16 protein-coding genes are annotated in these 15,344 nt (G+C 59.1%); all 16 read right to left on the bottom strand.

The genetic code is table 11. The features are described from left to right. Positions 1-5: 5 nt before the first annotated feature. Positions 6-335 carry a flagellar hook-basal body complex protein FliE gene (gene fliE / locus KI231_RS08185; protein WP_103305367.1) on the bottom strand — a complete coding sequence of 110 codons (330 nt, stop codon included), beginning with the start codon at positions 333-335 and terminating at the stop codon, positions 6-8. Between the two features lie 128 nt (positions 336-463). Further along, positions 464-1,855: a sigma-54-dependent transcriptional regulator gene (locus KI231_RS08180; RefSeq protein WP_213028757.1), complete on the bottom strand. Its 1,392-nt coding sequence runs from the start codon at positions 1,853-1,855 to the stop codon at positions 464-466. A gap of 5 nt (positions 1,856-1,860) precedes the next feature. Beyond that, positions 1,861-3,054: a sensor histidine kinase gene (locus tag KI231_RS08175; protein ID WP_213028756.1), complete on the bottom strand. Its 1,194-nt coding sequence runs from the start codon at positions 3,052-3,054 to the stop codon at positions 1,861-1,863. Between the two features lie 128 nt (positions 3,055-3,182). Continuing rightward, the gene (locus KI231_RS08170) at positions 3,183-4,658 is read right to left on the bottom strand and encodes a sigma-54 dependent transcriptional regulator (protein ID WP_007920053.1); all 1,476 of its coding nucleotides are present in this window, start codon (positions 4,656-4,658) and stop codon (positions 3,183-3,185) included. Between the two features lie 172 nt (positions 4,659-4,830). Continuing rightward, the gene (fliT, locus tag KI231_RS08165) at positions 4,831-5,127 is read right to left on the bottom strand and encodes a flagellar protein FliT (RefSeq protein WP_103305364.1); all 297 of its coding nucleotides are present in this window, start codon (positions 5,125-5,127) and stop codon (positions 4,831-4,833) included. A 10-nt stretch (positions 5,128-5,137) separates the two neighbouring features. Then, positions 5,138-5,533, bottom strand: coding sequence for a flagellar export chaperone FliS (fliS, locus tag KI231_RS08160; protein ID WP_103305363.1), 396 nt, complete (start codon positions 5,531-5,533; stop codon positions 5,138-5,140). Positions 5,534-5,662: 129 nt separating this feature from the next. After that, positions 5,663-7,123, bottom strand: a complete 1,461-nt coding sequence (gene fliD, locus KI231_RS08155; RefSeq protein WP_213027943.1) for a flagellar filament capping protein FliD — start codon at positions 7,121-7,123, stop codon at positions 5,663-5,665. Positions 7,124-7,205: 82 nt separating this feature from the next. Then, on the bottom strand, positions 7,206-7,562 hold the full coding sequence (locus tag KI231_RS08150) for a flagellar protein FlaG (RefSeq protein ID WP_103305361.1): 357 nt from the start codon (positions 7,560-7,562) through the stop codon (positions 7,206-7,208). 73 nt (positions 7,563-7,635) lie between these two features. Further along, the gene (locus KI231_RS08145; RefSeq protein ID WP_016984295.1) at positions 7,636-8,487 is read right to left on the bottom strand and encodes a flagellin domain-containing protein; all 852 of its coding nucleotides are present in this window, start codon (positions 8,485-8,487) and stop codon (positions 7,636-7,638) included. A 244-nt stretch (positions 8,488-8,731) separates the two neighbouring features. After that, on the bottom strand, positions 8,732-8,998 hold the full coding sequence (locus KI231_RS08140) for a hypothetical protein (protein ID WP_213027942.1): 267 nt from the start codon (positions 8,996-8,998) through the stop codon (positions 8,732-8,734). Then, positions 8,995-10,284: a motility associated factor glycosyltransferase family protein gene (locus tag KI231_RS08135; protein WP_213027941.1), complete on the bottom strand. Its 1,290-nt coding sequence runs from the start codon at positions 10,282-10,284 to the stop codon at positions 8,995-8,997. Before KI231_RS08135 ends, KI231_RS08140 begins: the two co-directional genes overlap by 4 nt. A gap of 86 nt (positions 10,285-10,370) precedes the next feature. Beyond that, on the bottom strand, positions 10,371-11,297 hold the full coding sequence (locus KI231_RS08130) for a ketoacyl-ACP synthase III (RefSeq protein ID WP_064119546.1): 927 nt from the start codon (positions 11,295-11,297) through the stop codon (positions 10,371-10,373). A 230-nt stretch (positions 11,298-11,527) separates the two neighbouring features. Then, positions 11,528-12,580, bottom strand: coding sequence for a pseudaminic acid synthase (gene pseI / locus KI231_RS08125; protein WP_213027940.1), 1,053 nt, complete (start codon positions 12,578-12,580; stop codon positions 11,528-11,530). Then, the gene (gene pseG, locus KI231_RS08120) at positions 12,577-14,007 is read right to left on the bottom strand and encodes a UDP-2,4-diacetamido-2,4,6-trideoxy-beta-L-altropyranose hydrolase (RefSeq protein WP_213027939.1); all 1,431 of its coding nucleotides are present in this window, start codon (positions 14,005-14,007) and stop codon (positions 12,577-12,579) included. Before pseG ends, pseI begins: the two co-directional genes overlap by 4 nt. Then, positions 14,004-14,699 (bottom strand): pseudaminic acid cytidylyltransferase, encoded by a 696-nt coding sequence (pseF, locus tag KI231_RS08115; RefSeq protein WP_103305356.1) that lies wholly within the window; start codon positions 14,697-14,699, stop codon positions 14,004-14,006. Before pseF ends, pseG begins: the two co-directional genes overlap by 4 nt. Next, the gene (locus KI231_RS08110; protein WP_213027938.1) at positions 14,696-15,316 is read right to left on the bottom strand and encodes a pseudaminic acid biosynthesis-associated methylase; all 621 of its coding nucleotides are present in this window, start codon (positions 15,314-15,316) and stop codon (positions 14,696-14,698) included. Before KI231_RS08110 ends, pseF begins: the two co-directional genes overlap by 4 nt. Between the last annotated feature and the right edge of the window lie 28 nt (positions 15,317-15,344).

Genomic DNA, 15,344 nt, shown 5'->3' with positions numbered 1-15,344 from the left:
CGTCCTTAAACCGGCATCTGCATGATGTCTTGATAAGCCTGAACCAGCTTGTTGCGCACCTGGGTCAGAGCCTGGAACGACACGCTGGCTTTTTGCGAAGCGATCATCACGTCCGTCAGATCGACGCCGCTCTTGCCCACTTCAAATGCGTTGGCCAGTTGAGTCGACGCCTGCTGGGTATCGCTGACTTTGTTGATGGCCTGACCGAGCATGTCGGAAAAGCTGCTGCCTGCCAGTTCAGGGACAGCGGCAGTCGATTTCGGCGCAGACATGGCATCCAGCTTCATGGCCTTCATGTCTGTCATCAACCGATTAAATTCAATACCTTGGCTCATGGTCTACTCTCTTGGGCGGCCCGCAATTTTTTGACACTCACTCGGCGGGTACACAGGTATTAGCAACAAGGGTGCCAGCTCATGGGCACCCCTTTCAGAAAAGCATTTTCAAATCTTTGCGCCACGACTCAGGTGGCGAACAGGTAGCCTTCGACATCCATCCCGGCATCACGCATTTGCGCCAACTTGTAACGCAGGGTGCGCGGACTGATGCCGAGCTTTTCCGCTGCTTCCTTGCGCCGGCCACGCTCGGTGCGCAGGGTGTCGATGATCATCTGAAACTCCCGGCGGCGCAGGTCATCACCCAGGGCGCCGGCCGAATCGGCTTCGATCTCCACCTCACGAATCACCGCAGGCACCGGCGCTACCGCTGGCAACGTGGCGAACATCACCGGCCCGGCAAGACAGAAATCCTGCGGCTGGATCAAGCCGCCCTGCTGCAAAATCAACGCACGCTGAATCGCGTTATCCAGCTCGCGCACATTGCCCGGCCATGGATAACCGATCAGGCACGCCTGCGCCTCTGGCGAAAGTTTTGCCGCCGCATGCTTCATTTTATTGACGTGCTTGGCCAGCAAGCGCTCAGCCAGCGGCAAGATATCGGCAGTGCGCTCGCGAAGTGGACGCCAGGCCAGGGGGAAAACCGACAGACGGTAAAAAAGATCTTCACGGAAACGCCCCGCCGCCACTTCCCCTGCCAGGTCGCGGTTGGTGGTGGCGACCACGCGGATATCCAGGGTGATCGGCTTGCGCGCCCCCACCCGCTCGACTTCGCGCTCCTGCAACACGCGCAGCAGTTTGGCTTGCAGGCCGAGGGGCATTTCGGAAATTTCGTCGAGCAGGATGGTGCCGCCGTCGGCCTGTTCGAACTTGCCCGCCTGCGCCGCGATGGCGCCAGTGAACGAGCCTTTCTCGTGACCGAACAACGTCGCTTCGAGCATGTTGTCGGGGATGGCCGCGCAATTGATCGCAATGAACGGTTGGCTGGCACGATGGGATTGCTGGTGAATGTAGCGCGCCAGCACTTCCTTGCCGGTACCGGACTCGCCGGAAATCAGCACGGTGGAATCACTGCGTGCGACACGCGCTGCCAACTCCAGAAGCTGGGCACTGGCCGGCTCGACCGCGATCGGGCCATCAGCTTCGCATGCGCCAATATTGCCCAGCGCATGCCGCGCCACCAGATCCAGCAAGGCCTTGGGCTCAAACGGTTTGACCAGATAGTCCGCCGCACCTTGGCGCATCGCATCGACGGCACGCTCAACCGCACCGTGGGCGGTCATGAGCAACACCGGCAACTGCGGCTGACGGGCACGCAGCAACGCCAGCAATTGATGGCCATCCATGCCGGGCATGTTGACGTCGCTGACCACCAGACTGAATGCTTCGCGCGCTACCGCCGTCAGTGCCTCTTCAGCACTGCCGACCGCGTGATAATCATGACCGGCCAACAGCAACGTATCGGCCAGCGCCTCACGCAACGAGCGGTCATCCTCGACCAGCAAAACCTTGATGCCCATGACGTTCACTCAGCTCCTTGTCCAGCGCAAAACAGCGGCAGGATCACCTGCGCGCACGTGCCGCGTCCGACCCGCGAACGCAGCTGCAATTCTCCCTGATGTGCCCGTGCCACAGCCTTGACCACGGTCAGGCCGAGGCCGGTACCGGTGACTTTGGTGGTAAAAAATGGCTCGCCGAGACGTGCCAGCACGGTCGGTTCGATGCCGCTGCCGGTATCGCTGACGCACAACCGCAGCGTGTTGTCTCGGCTGTAGCAATGCACTTTCAGACGTACATCGCCGGCGCTGGCCTGAATCGCGTTCTCGATCAGATTCAAAAGCGCGCCGACCAGCGTGTCGCGATTGCACAGCAACTCGCCGGCGTGGCTGTCGCACTGCCAGCGAATCGGCAGGTCCTGCACGTGGGTCAACGCGGCAGCTTGCAGTGACTGCATCAAGGCATTGGGCGTGATGCGATCAGTCAGCGGCAGTTCACCGCGAGCGAAGACCAGCATGTCGCGCACCTGATGCTCCAGCTCATGCAGACGCTCCTTGAGGCGTCCGGCGAAACGCTGCTGGGTGGCGACAGGCAGTTCCTGCTCGGTCAAGTGACTGGCATAGAGCAACGCGGCGGACAACGGCGTGCGGATCTGATGCGCCAGCGAGGCGACCATACGCCCCAGCGAGGACAGACGTTCGTGGCGCGCCAGTTGATCTTGCAGATGACGGGTTTCTGTCAGGTCGTTGAGCAGCACCAATTGCCCCGGCTCGGCATCCAGCGAGCGCGTGGCAATCGACAGGCGTCGACCGTTTTTCAGGGAGATTTCGTGGCCGTCGTCTTCACGCGGCGCAAAGCAACGTGCGATGACATGGCGCCACAGTTCGCCGTCCAGCGGCAGACCAAGCAGTTCGATGGCGGCCGGGTTGGCTTCGCGCACGATGCCGTGACCGTCAATCACGATGACGCCACCGGGCAACAGATCAAGAAGGTTTTGCAGACGGTTGGCCAGACGTTCTTTTTCCGCCAGCTCCTGCATGCGCTGGGCACTGACCACCGCCAGCTCACCCTTGAGTTCGGTCACCCGCGCTTCGAGCATGCTGTAGGAGTCAGTCAACTGACTGGACATCTGGTTGAACAGCTCGAAAGCCTGCTCAAGACCCTGTCGGCTTGCCTGCTCTACGGAGGACGGTTGCCCCTCGGGACTGGAGGCAGAAGACATCTGGGCGGCTTGGGGCATTGTGCTCTCTCGCTTGGCTGACCGTCAGTTAAACGGAACGTTGCGAGGGATGTAGCAATACCCGTGCCTAAAAAAAACTGCTTATAAATGAAGCAGTTGAAAAACAGGCGTCAATCCTCCGCCTGTTCGTCTCCATCGCGCCGGCTCATGCCGTACTTGCGCATCTTCTCGACCAGCGTGGTACGTCGAATGCGCAGACGCTCGGCGGCACGCGCAACGATGCCATTGGCATCGTCCAGCGCCTGCTGGATCAGGCCCTGCTCCAGACCACCGAGGTAGTCCTTCAGATCCAGACCTTCCGGCGGCAGCATGGCATTGGCGGTGAAGTCCGGCGTATGACCATTGATGGCCACGCGCTCTTCGAGATCGCTGCGCAGGCTGTCGACCATTTGCTCGTCTTCGTCATCGACGTAGCGGAATTTCTTCGGCAACTCGACGACGCCAATCACCCCGTACGGATGCATGATCGCCATGCGCTCCACCAGGTTGGCCAGCTCACGGACGTTGCCCGGCCAGCCGTGACGGCACAGCGACATGATTGCTGCCGAGTTGAAGCGGATCGAACCGCGCTTCTCGTGCTCCATGCGCGAGATCAGCTCGTTCATCAGCAACGGAATGTCTTCGACGCGCTCACGCAGCGGCGCCATCTCGATCGGGAACACGTTCAGGCGATAGTAGAGATCTTCGCGGAACGTGCCGATCTCGATCATGCTTTCGAGATTCTTGTGGGTCGCAGCAATGATGCGCACATCGACGCTCTGGGTCTTGTTGCTGCCCACGCGTTCGAAGGTGCGCTCCTGCAACACGCGCAGCAGTTTGACCTGCATCGGCAGTGGCATGTCGCCGATTTCATCGAGGAACAGCGTCCCGCCGTTGGCCAGCTCGAAGCGCCCGGCACGGCTGGTGATTGCACCGGTGAAGGCGCCCTTCTCGTGGCCGAACAGTTCGCTTTCGAGCAGCTCTGCCGGGATCGCCCCGCAGTTGACCGGCACGAATGGCGCGTCGCGACGCTTGGAGTGGTAGTGCAGGTTACGCGCGACCACTTCCTTGCCGGTGCCGGACTCGCCAAGGATCAGCACGCTGGCGTCGGTGTCGGCCACTTGCTGCATCATCTGACGCACGTGCTGGATCGCCCGGCTGGTGCCGACGAGGCTGCGGAACAGATTGGGTTCGCGATGACGGCCGCGTTCGCGGGCCTGGTCATACATTTCGCGATAGACCTGGGCGCGGTGCAGAGAGTCGAGCAATTTGCTGTAGCTGGGCGGCATTTCGAGGGTCGAAAGCACTCGGCGACGCTGGTCTTCGGGCAAGTCGACGGAAGAATTATCACCCATCAGCAAAACCGGAAGGAACTCATCCCAGGTTGAGAGTGTCTTTAGCAAGCCCAAAAGCGCACCAGGAGCATTGACCGTCCCGATCAGTACGCAAATGACCTCACGACTAGACGACAAAGAGCCGACTGCCTGCTGCCAGTCATGGCTGCCGCAGGGTAAATTTTCTTCGCCGAGAAAATTTAGAATCACCGCCAGGTCGCGGCGGCGGACGCTATCGTCATCGATCAGCAGAATTTTGGTTTCACGCCACATGCAATAGCAACTTCCCTAGTCAACTCAATGCCCGAAAAATGGGGCAAGCGAGACGCTTGCAGGACACCTTGTGCCTGTAGACGCCTGAAATCTGAAAACAGCCACTAGTTAAGTCAAAAAACCGTGCACAGTCAAATTTATGGCGCACATGTCTGGATTAACTGGAGGTTAATTAACCAAACAGATGGTAAACCTTTGCCGCCTTTTGCGCTTGGGTGATCTGCGACATCTCGTTGGCTATCGCTTGCCGCTCACCCATGGCCGCCTCAAGAAGCTCCTTGTAGACATGGAGCAACTCCTCAAGGTTATCGCGCAACGCGACCTCGTCCAGCGAGGCCTCGGCCATGACGTCTTCCATGCAGGAACGGCAAGCCAGATCCAGCTCGCCAATGGCTTCCCAGTTGCGCTCGGCCAAGGCACCGACCAACGCTTCACGGGTATCGGCAATTCGCTGCAATACAAGACTCATGGTGCTCTCCTTAAAACTGCGGGCCTGGTGGAGCAATGCCGTCCCAGCCCTCTTTTACGGTGCGCAGCAGGCCGGCAACTTCGTCGAGAATCCGTGGATCACTCTTGGCGTTGGCTTCGGCGAGTCGCTTCATCATGTAGATGTAGAGCTGGTTGAGCTCACCTACCGAATCCGCGCTGTTTTCCAGATCCAGGCCTTCACACAGGCCACCGATAATGCCCACGGCCTTGCTGATGGCCGTGCATTTGGCAGCAATATCCTTGCGCTCGATGGCGCCCTTGGCCTCGGCAATACGCCCCAGGCCACCTTCCATCAACATTTGCACCAAACGGTGCGGGCTCGCTTCGGACGTCTGTGCATGCGCGCCGACTTTCTGGTATTGCCGAAGGGCTAACATCGGATTCATGTTCTACCTCATTGCCACAATGACTCGTATATCCAGTGTATCGCCAACGAATCAGAGAACTTTAGATCAAAAGACAAAAACCCGGCACACGCCGATAAAGCGTAGCCGGGTTTTTGTCGTGCCTGCCTGTTACTTCGCAGACTGCTGAGCGGTCAGCGAGCTGAAGAACGACGTGATGTTGCTCGCCGTCGCCTTCATCTGCCCTACCAACAAGTCCATGGCGTTGTACTTGGCAGTCAACGTCTTGGTCAGGTTAGCGACACGCAAGTCCAGCGCCGCTTGCTGGTCGGTCAGGTTTCGGGTGTTTTTGGTGAGAATGGCCATGCGCTGATCAAGCAGACTGACACCTTTGAGCTCTCCCGCCGGTGGCTTGAGATACGGATCAACAGCCTTGTTCATACGCGCCAGCAAACCATTGGTGTCGTTGGTGCCGTTGAACAACTGCTGAACCTGGCCGGTCATGCCTGGCTGCGCCATGGTTTTGTTGAAGGCATTGGTATCGAACGTCAGGTTGCCGGTGTTGCGGTCGGTCATCACACCCAGCTGGGACAGCACCGCCAATGGACCGCCGGCCCCTTCCGCAGTCAACTGACCACGAATATCGGCAATCAGCGAGCGCGGCATCGCGTCACCTGTGAATGCTGCTTGCACAGTCAGCTTGCCATCCGCATCCGGCGTCGCCTTGGACAGCGTGTCGATGGTCGTCTTCAACGTGTTGTAAGCGTCGACGAACGACTGAATCGATGTCTGCAACCCTTTGGTGTTGGCATCCACGGTGACAACAGTCGGCGTCGCAACGTTACCCACGACAGGGCTGACGGTCGTCAGGTTCAGGGTCAAGCCACTGATTGCACCGGTCACCGTGTTGCTTTTGCTGGTGACTGCAAGGCCATCGATAGTCAGCTTGGCGTTTCCCGCCACGTCGTTGACAGCGCCTGAAGCGCCTGCAGCCGGACTAGGGCCCATCTTCTGGGTGCCATCGATTTCCAGACCGGCAATGCCGCTGACTTTGAGGTCAGAACCTTCGCCGGTCTTGCTCGAACTGATCACCAGGCGCGACGAACCTGAGCTGTCGGTCACGATGTTGGCGGAAATCCCGTTTGCGCCCTGAGCCTTGTTGATGGCGTCGCGGGTGGTTTGCAACGTGGCATTTGCCGGAATGTCGACATTGTAATCAGTGCCATTCTGACTGATTTTCAGGGTACCACTCGGAATGGCACTGGCGGCACCGCCGGCGAAAGAGGCGCTGGCGATTTTCGAGCCAGTGGCCAATTGACTGACAACAACGTTGTAATTGCCCGTCACAGCAGTGCTGTCGGACGTCGCGCTCAGAGTGGCATTGTTCGAAGTCGCGGTGAAACCGGCAAATGCAGGATTGGTCTTGCTGCCCAGGTTGGTCATCGCCGTCTGGAACGCGGTCAATGCACTCTTCAGCGAGCCGACACCGGAAATCTTCAGCGTATTGACTTTGGTCGCGGTATCGATCTGCGTCTGCTTCGGCGCCTTGTCGGCATTAACCAGCGCAGTGACGATCGCACCGATGTCCAGGCCGGAACCCAGTCCGGAACCCGGTAGAATTGGACTTGCCATGTGCATCTCCCTTCAGATTGTTGCCATTCTTTTGACCGTTACACGCGTCCTGAGAACGGACAAACACTATTCATGCCAGCTATCAGACTTTGGCGTCGAACAATACGTGACTCGCGTTCGCGAGGCTGTCTGCCAGCTTGAGGGCTTCCGCGGAGGGAATCTGTCGAACAACCTCACCCGTCTCGCTTGCGATCACCTTGACGATGACCTTTCCGGAATGTTCGTCGATGGAGAACTCCAGATTGCGCTTGATCGATTGAACGAACTTCTCGATCTCCTGCACCGCCAGCTTCAACTTGGCATCGTCCGTATCCTGACTCTTGGCAGCGGCCGGAGCTTCAGCCTTCACAACCTTAGGCGTCTCTGACGGTTTGTCAGCAACCGGCGTTACTGGCTTGGGAGCCGGATAAGACTGGTTAAGCTTGACGCTCATGTCCATGCTCATCACCTCCTAACGAAAAAAGGCGAGAGAGCGCGACTAGCGCACTCCCTCGCCCGAACTCATTCCGAAATTACTGAAGCAGCTTCAGTACAGCGGAAGGCAGTTGGTTGGCTTGAGCCAGTACGGAGGTCGAAGCCTGCTGCAGAGTTTGCTGCTTGGTCAGGTTAGCAGTTTCTGCGGCGAAGTCGGTGTCTTGTACACGACCCTGTGCAGCAGTGGTGTTCTCAACGATGTTTTGCAGGTTGGAGATGGTGCTGGTCAGACGGTTTTGCGAAGCACCCAGGCTCGAACGAGTGCTGTTGATCGTTGCAATTGCAGCGTCGATCGCGGTGATTGCGTTGTCGATGTTGGCAGCAGCGCCCGATACGCTTGCACCGGTCAGAACTACAGTACCGCTACCTACGGACAGGCTGACGGCGTCGAACTTGGAGCTCAGTACCAGGTCGATGTGGTTAGCCGAACCGGTGTTTGCGCCCACTTGCAGGGTCACAGTACCAGCCGAACCGTCCAGCAGGTTTTTGCCGTTCAGGTTGGTGGAAGCAGAGATACGAGTCAGTTCGTCCGACATCTGGGCGAATTCGTCGTTGGTTGCTTTCTGGTCGATGCTGCCGTTGGTACCGGTACGGGCTTTAACAGCCAGTTCACGCATACGCTGCAGAATGTCGGTCGAAGCTTGCAGAGCGCCTTCAGCGGTCTGAGCAACGGAGATACCGTCGTTGGCGTTCTGGATCGCCTGGTTGCCACCACGGATCTGGGAAGTCATACGGGTAGCGATCTGCAGGCCAGCGGCGTCGTCTTTAGCGCTGTTGATTTTCAGGCCGGAAGACAGGCGCTGCATCGAAGTCGACAGAGCGTCGGAAGCGCGGTTCAGGTTTTTCTGAACGTTCAACGACGTGGTGTTGGTGTTTACTGTTAAAGCCATGACGAATTCCTCGTTGGTTGGGTACTGCGGCTTCCGGCCCTGGCAACCGCCGGGTATGGCCTAGAGAACCTTCGTAATAGTTATCGTCGGGTAATCAGGTTGCTTGAGGGCTTTTTGAAAAAAATTTGCCATCACCCTGCCACCCCCGAGAAAACAAGGGCTTAGCGCGCCCCCTCCCACGAAAAAATGACGCCATAAAACTGCCCACATCACCAACCCTCGTGCCAGAGCCGTCGGTTCCCCGTCAGCGCTGCGCACTGTCCAGCAATTCAATCAGTTCATACTCCATGAAATCGGCAAGTCCCAACCAGTCCTGGCGCTCCTGACACGCCAGGATGTGTGTCAGTACCTGTGCCCACGACTGCTGGACATTCTCAGGAGCGAGCGCAAAAAACCGTTGTGCCTCGTCAAATACATCGACCATGGTCAGCGCCGCTTCGACATCACGGCCCAAACGAAACAATCCCGCGCATTGCCGACATGCGCTGATGCACATCACCTGCGCACTCATTGCACAAACTCCGGATTGAATTGCGTGCCCACGATCATCGCCCCTGCCCGACTGCTGTTAAGGAACCTGACCTCTGGGTGCAGAGCGATATACCGCTCCAGCACGCACAGGTAGCCACGAAAATTCAACTGCGTCCTGACCCGTTCGCCATACCCGTCACGAACCCAGTGTCGCGCCTGCTCCACGGGTGGCCCCAGATCGCCATCGTCCCATCCGGCATGTGTCTTGTTCATCGGGAAGGCAAAGTCGGCGCCGAACAGCGTGATGCGCGTGCCGCCCATTTTCACGGCCAGGTCCACGGCGGGGTGAATCACGCTGCCACCGGCATGCAATTCGGCCCGAGGGTGCTGCTGACGCAACGTGGCGTAGACCGGGCTGGCGGTATAAGCGCCATAGCGCTTGCCTCTCCAGGCCTTCAACACCGTCGGTGAGCTCATGGGCAGATACACCAGCGGGATGCCGTCGGACTCCTCGAAAGGCAGATGCCGAAAGCTGATCAACTGATCGATCGTCACCACCAGATCGGGGATGATCCCGTGCTGACGCAAAGGTCGATAAGCCGTGTCGACACAAATGAACAGCGGCCGCTCGGCCTGGCCACGCACCGACGCCAGCCGTTCAAAATGTCCTTCCAGGCTCGGTCCGGTGCCGATCACATAGATTTCGCGGCCGATGCAAGTGCCAAACAGTTGCGCCACGTCATCATCCGCAAGCAGCACCTCCAGGCTATCGCGCAAGCGCTGCTGAATTGCCGGCAATTGCGGATCGAACTCGCGATTGTTGAAACTCAGGTGAACTTCATTGACCAGCCGATCACGCACCTTGGCATTGAAGTCATCGGCCAGGAGCATTTCCGCAGGAAGGGCAAAAAACGGTGTGAAGATATCGGCGTGATCGCCGGCGTACATCAGTTCCACCCTGGGGTCTTCAAGCCATTGCCGCTGATCGAGCAGTTGCAACACCAGCGCAAACAGGGCGCCGTTAAGGACGTGCACGTACAAGCGTTCAAGCCCGGCACGCTCCAGCAAAACCGCTGGCAAGTCGCCAAGGCCGGTGCCATAGACATGCAATCGCGGTTTTTCCGGCAGGCTGGCCGCCTGGACCCGGGCCTCGTGAATCCGGTCATGGCGACTGGTCAGCTGGATCCCGTCCACGCTCAGCGTAGAGCCCAAGCCTTGTACCAGCTCGGCTTGAATGGCCGAACTGTCTTCAGCCACCAATCGTACAAACAACGCCGGCCAGCGCTGCTGGATCACCTGGGCGTTGGCTTGGAAAAACTCGCTCATGCCGGCTCGCGCTCCGTTCAGGCAAAAAAATAGCGCTCAAGGTTAACCTTGAACGCTATTTTTGTATCCGCCGTTTTTTATCCAGCTCAAGGACGATAAATAATCGCCGAGCCCCACGACAGACCGACACCAAAACCGCTCAACGCAATACGCTGCCAATCGGAATCGAGTACGTGTTTTTCCAGCAGCAACGGAATGCTCGACGACACGGTGTTGCCGGTCTCGACCATGTCCTTGATGAACTTCTCCGGCTCGCCTTCGAAACGTCGCGCCACCGCGTCGACAATCGCCGCGCTGCCCTGGTGAATGCAGAACGCATCAATGTCGTCAGCCTTGAGGCCTGAATCATCGAGCAGCTCATGCAGGTGCGCCGGAACTTTCAGCAGCGCAAAGTTGAACACCTGACGACCGTTCATGAAGAACACGCCATCGGTGACTTTCAGGTGCGGAGCGCCGGAGCCGTCAGTGCCGAACTTGGCCTTGCCCAGCGCCCAGCTCGGATCTTCGCCCATCCAGGTAGCGGTGGCGGCATCGCCGAACAGCATGGTGGTGTTGCGGTCTTCCGGATCAACGATTTTCGAATACGGATCAGCGGTGATCAGCAGGCCGTTCTTCAGCCCGGCGGCTTCCATGAAGCCCTTGATCGCGTAGATGCCGTAGACATAACCGGAGCAGCCCAGGGAAATGTCGAACGCCGCAACGTTGGTCGGCAGACCGAGCTTGTCCTGCACGATCGCGGCAGTGTGCGGCAGGCCTTCTTCATCACCGTTCTGGGTGACGACAATCAACGCGTCAATCGATTCACGCTTCAGATCAGGGTTGCTGGCAAACAGCGCATTGGCCGCTTCCACGCACAGATCGGAGGTTTCTTGTTCAGCGTCTTTGCGCGGCAGAAATGCCGAACCGATCTTGCCAAGGATGAACTCTTCATCCTTCTCGAATTTTGCACCTTGTGCGTAATTGTCCACGCCGGCTACAGGAACGTAGCTCGCAATGCTTTTTATGCCAATCATTACGGCTTCCCAATAAAAAACAGCCCAAGACCACCGCTCGCAAGGATTCGAGGGGCGCCGACAAACAGAAATTGGCCGCCACGAAGGGCGGCCAGGGGGAGCGCAAAGGGCTATCACTGGAACCGAAAACGGGCCAGGCGCCATCTCCCCGATCAATACAATACAGTACAGTGAAGATGCGCGTTATGACTCGCAGGTCACGCTATTTTGCCGAATCGGTGCAGATCGGCTTATTCGACCAACGACCAATCCAGCGGCGTGCCGCGCTTGATCGGCGTGCGAGCGCGGCGGCCGAGAACGGCGTCGGTGTGCTTGGGCGGCAGACCGAGGCCGGGACGAATGGCCCGCAGATTGTCCCGAGTAAAGGGCTCACCCGCGGCCATGTCGGCGGTCACGTACAGCGAACGGCGATAGACCACCGATTTCAGTTCAGCTTCGGTGGCGCCGTATTGCACGTGCCCCAAAGCCTGCCAGGCACGTTCGGTTTCCAGCACCAGACTGGCCATTTCTGCAGGTTCCAGCGAGAAACTCGCATCAACCCCACCTGCCGAACGGTCAAGGGTGAAGTGTTTTTCCACCACCGTCGCGCCAAGCGCCACGGCTGCCACCGACACACCGACGCCCATCGAGTGGTCGGACAGCCCCACCTCGCAACCGAACAATTCACGCAGATGAGGGATCGTGCGCACGTTGCTGTTGAGCGGTGTCGCCGGATACGTGCTGGTGCATTTGAGCAGCACCAGATCCTTGCAACCCGCCGCGCGGGCAGCGCGCACGGTTTCGTCGAGTTCGGCGATGCTGGCCATGCCGGTGGAAATGATCAGCGGTTTGCCGGTGGCGGCGACACGGCGAATCAACGGCAGGTCGGTGTTTTCGAAACTGGCGATCTTGTAGGCCGGCACGTCGAGACTTTCGAGAAAGTCCACGGCCGTGTCATCGAACGGCGTCGAGAACGCGAGCATCCCCAGCTCTTTGGCCCGGGCGAAAATCGGTGCATGCCATTCCCAAGGCGTATGGGCTTTCTCATACAGATCGTAGAGCGAAGTCCCCGCCCACAGACTGCCCGGATCCTTGATGAAGAACTCGCCTTCGGCCAGATCCAGCGTCATCGTTTCGGCGGTGTACGTTTGCAGTTTCAAGGCATGCGCGCCGGCCTTGGCGGCGGCTTCGACAATTTGCAGGGCCACATCGAGCGACTGATTATGGTTGCCGCTCATCTCGGCAATGATGAACGGCGGCGCATCGGCACCGATCAGACGGTCGCCAATCTTGAAACTGCTCATGTGTGGTGTTCCTTCAAAACCTTGGTGAACGCGCAGGCATTTTGATTGAAGCCGGCGTCGCGAAATACATTCAATGAAGCGTGATTATCCGGCTGCACCTGGGCGGAAATGGCGGTCAATTGCGGCCAGTGTGCCCGGACAAACGACTCGCCCCGCGCCAGCAGCGCCCTGCCCCAGCCAAGGTCGATTCGCCCTGCAAACAGATGCAGCGAAACGTCGGCTTCGAAGCCGCGCAGGTCGTAACGCAACACCCCGACCGGGCCGTCGTCGGCCTCGGCGATCAACAACAAGTGCTGCGGATTACGCAGACTGGCGCGCATTCCGTCGAGTAGCAGCGGCGTGTCGTCCTGCGTCGCCGGACGAACCTTGAGCACGGCGCCGGCCAACGCCGCAGCGACTCGCAACGCTCCACGACCATCGACCAGTTGCCGCGAACGTTCTGCCAGGCTCTGCCGCAAATACTGATTTCCCGCGACGAAACCAATCGCATCGCGCAACTGCTCGACACTGATCTGCTCCCGCGCGCCCATGAATATATGGGCGCCGGCTGCCGCCATGACTTCGCCATTGACTTGCTGGTTGTTCGACACCGCGATACAGATGGTCGGCAGGCCCAGCGCCGCACGCTCCCAACTGGTACCGCCGCCAGCGCCGATAAACAGGTCGGCCTCGGTCATGCGCTGATGGAAATCACTGACAAAGCTGTGCAGACGCCAATTCGGTCGCGTATCGCTCAGGGCTTGCATTTGCGCCCACGCCGGATTGTCGGCACCGGCAACAAAGTCCACTTCCAGCTCGGGAAAACCCACCAACGCGAGCATCGCATGATGAGTCTGCATCGCTGCGTCGAAACCACCGAAATTGACCAATACCCGTCGCGCCCTGGCTTTGATTTCGATCGCCGGGCCGTTGAACTCTTCACGCAACATCGCATAACGCGGACCGAGCAGGGTGCGGCAGCCATCAGGCACTAGCGCAGCGTAGTTTTCGCTGAGCCCCGAGAGATTCTGATTAAGCAGCAGATCAATGCTGTAGCGCCGAGTGGCGAGATCATCGACCGCAGCGATGTGCGGCGCCCAACGACGCGCGGCGGTTTGCCAGTGATGATCGAGGCCGTAGTGATCGACGATAATCCAGTCGAATTCGCCATGACCTTGCAGTAACGCGCCCAATGCATCGATGTCGGCCTGCCACGGCAGCATCGATTCGATGGCTTGTTGCGGGTCTTCATCGGGGTAGAAATCCGGTAGCGCGAAGGTCTCGAAACCTTCCTCGCTCAGGACGTCGAGCCGATGTCCCGGCAAGCGCCGACAAGCAAACGCGACATGACTGCCCTGCTCGCGCAGCACGCGAGCCAAGGTCAGACACCGGGCAATGTGGCCGCTGCCAATGGTCGGCGAGGCGTCGGCGCGAATCAGCACTCTCATCGCAGCTCTCCGCCGGCCTTGAGCGCGGCGTAAAGGTATTCGGCGCGCTTCCAGTCTTCAGGCGTATCGATGTCCTGCACCAGATGTCGCGGCAAAATCACTGGAAGACTCGCCGACGAATAAACCACTTCGCTGCGCAACCAGGCGTCGCTGCGCCCCCAGTAAAACTGGCCGGCATCCTGAAACGCTTCGGGCAAATCCTGCGAGCGGGTGTTGCGAAACTCCGGGTACAACGCCGTGAGCGCGCCCTGCCCGTCCAGCGTCAGCGCTCGCTGCACCGGAAAACCGAAACTGCAAACCGAGAAGGCAAATGACTTGTCCGGATGCAGCTTCAGCAACTCGAATCCCTCGCGCAGATAAGACGCCTGCAACAGCGGCGCCGTGGCGTACACGCAACAGGCGTAATCGAAGGCTGGCAGTTGCTGCAAGGCGTGCACGATCACGGCTGCGGTGCCGGTGAAATCATCGGCCAACTCCGCCGGGCGCAGGAACGGCACCTGCGCGCCATGCGCCCGCGCGACATCGGCGATCTGCGCGTCGTCGGTACTGACCACGACCTGATCGAACACGCCTGAATCCAGTGCCGTGCGGATCGAGCGGACAATCATCGGCACGCCGTCAAACAGCGCAAGATTCTTGCGCGGGATGCGTTTGCTGCCGCCACGGGCCGGGATGATTGCGACGTTGCTCAAGGGCGCTTTTCCAATAAAAACCAGGTGACATCATCTGCCGGGAATTGCGCATCGCGGTGATACACGAAGCCGTAATCGAGCAACTGCAGATCGGCATAGCGATCGAGCATTTCGCCAGCAAAATCGCGTTTGAACAGTTTGCCGCTGTTGCCGCGATAGGACACTTCCATCGGGACCGGACTGTAATACTCTGCGATCAGGATGTAGCGCCGGCTCAGAGCATACAACTGCGCATACGCGCTCGCCAAAAGCTCCGGCGCCAGATGGATCAGCACGCCTTTGGTCAGGCTCAGGTCGTAGGTGCGCTCGCGGGGAAAGTCGAACAGCGAGCCGTGCCAGATCTGCGCAATGTCCAACGCCCGCGCCTGGGCGCAGGCGCATTCATTGATCTCGACCCCGAACAGTTCACTTTGCGGCAGCAATTGATGCAACGCCTGCAGGTTGTTGCCGGCATTGGTGCCCAGTTCCACCACGCTGGCGATGCGTGCGGCGCGGGTCAGAGCCCTGTCGAACAGCGCCAGATTGGCCGCCACCAGTGGCTTACCGATGTTGCGGTCAACGTACTGATTGCCGAAATCGCCCTGCCAGAATTTTTCCTGCTCACTCAGCTCACGCATTGCACAGCCCCATCCACCGCCGCAGCGG

Origin of the sequence: Pseudomonas sp. Seg1, assembly GCF_018326005.1 — a bacterium.
Classification (GTDB): Bacteria; Pseudomonadota; Gammaproteobacteria; order Pseudomonadales; family Pseudomonadaceae; genus Aquipseudomonas.
The sequence above is the reverse complement of the archived record's forward strand: the minus strand, read 5'-3'. Positions and strand labels throughout refer to the sequence as shown.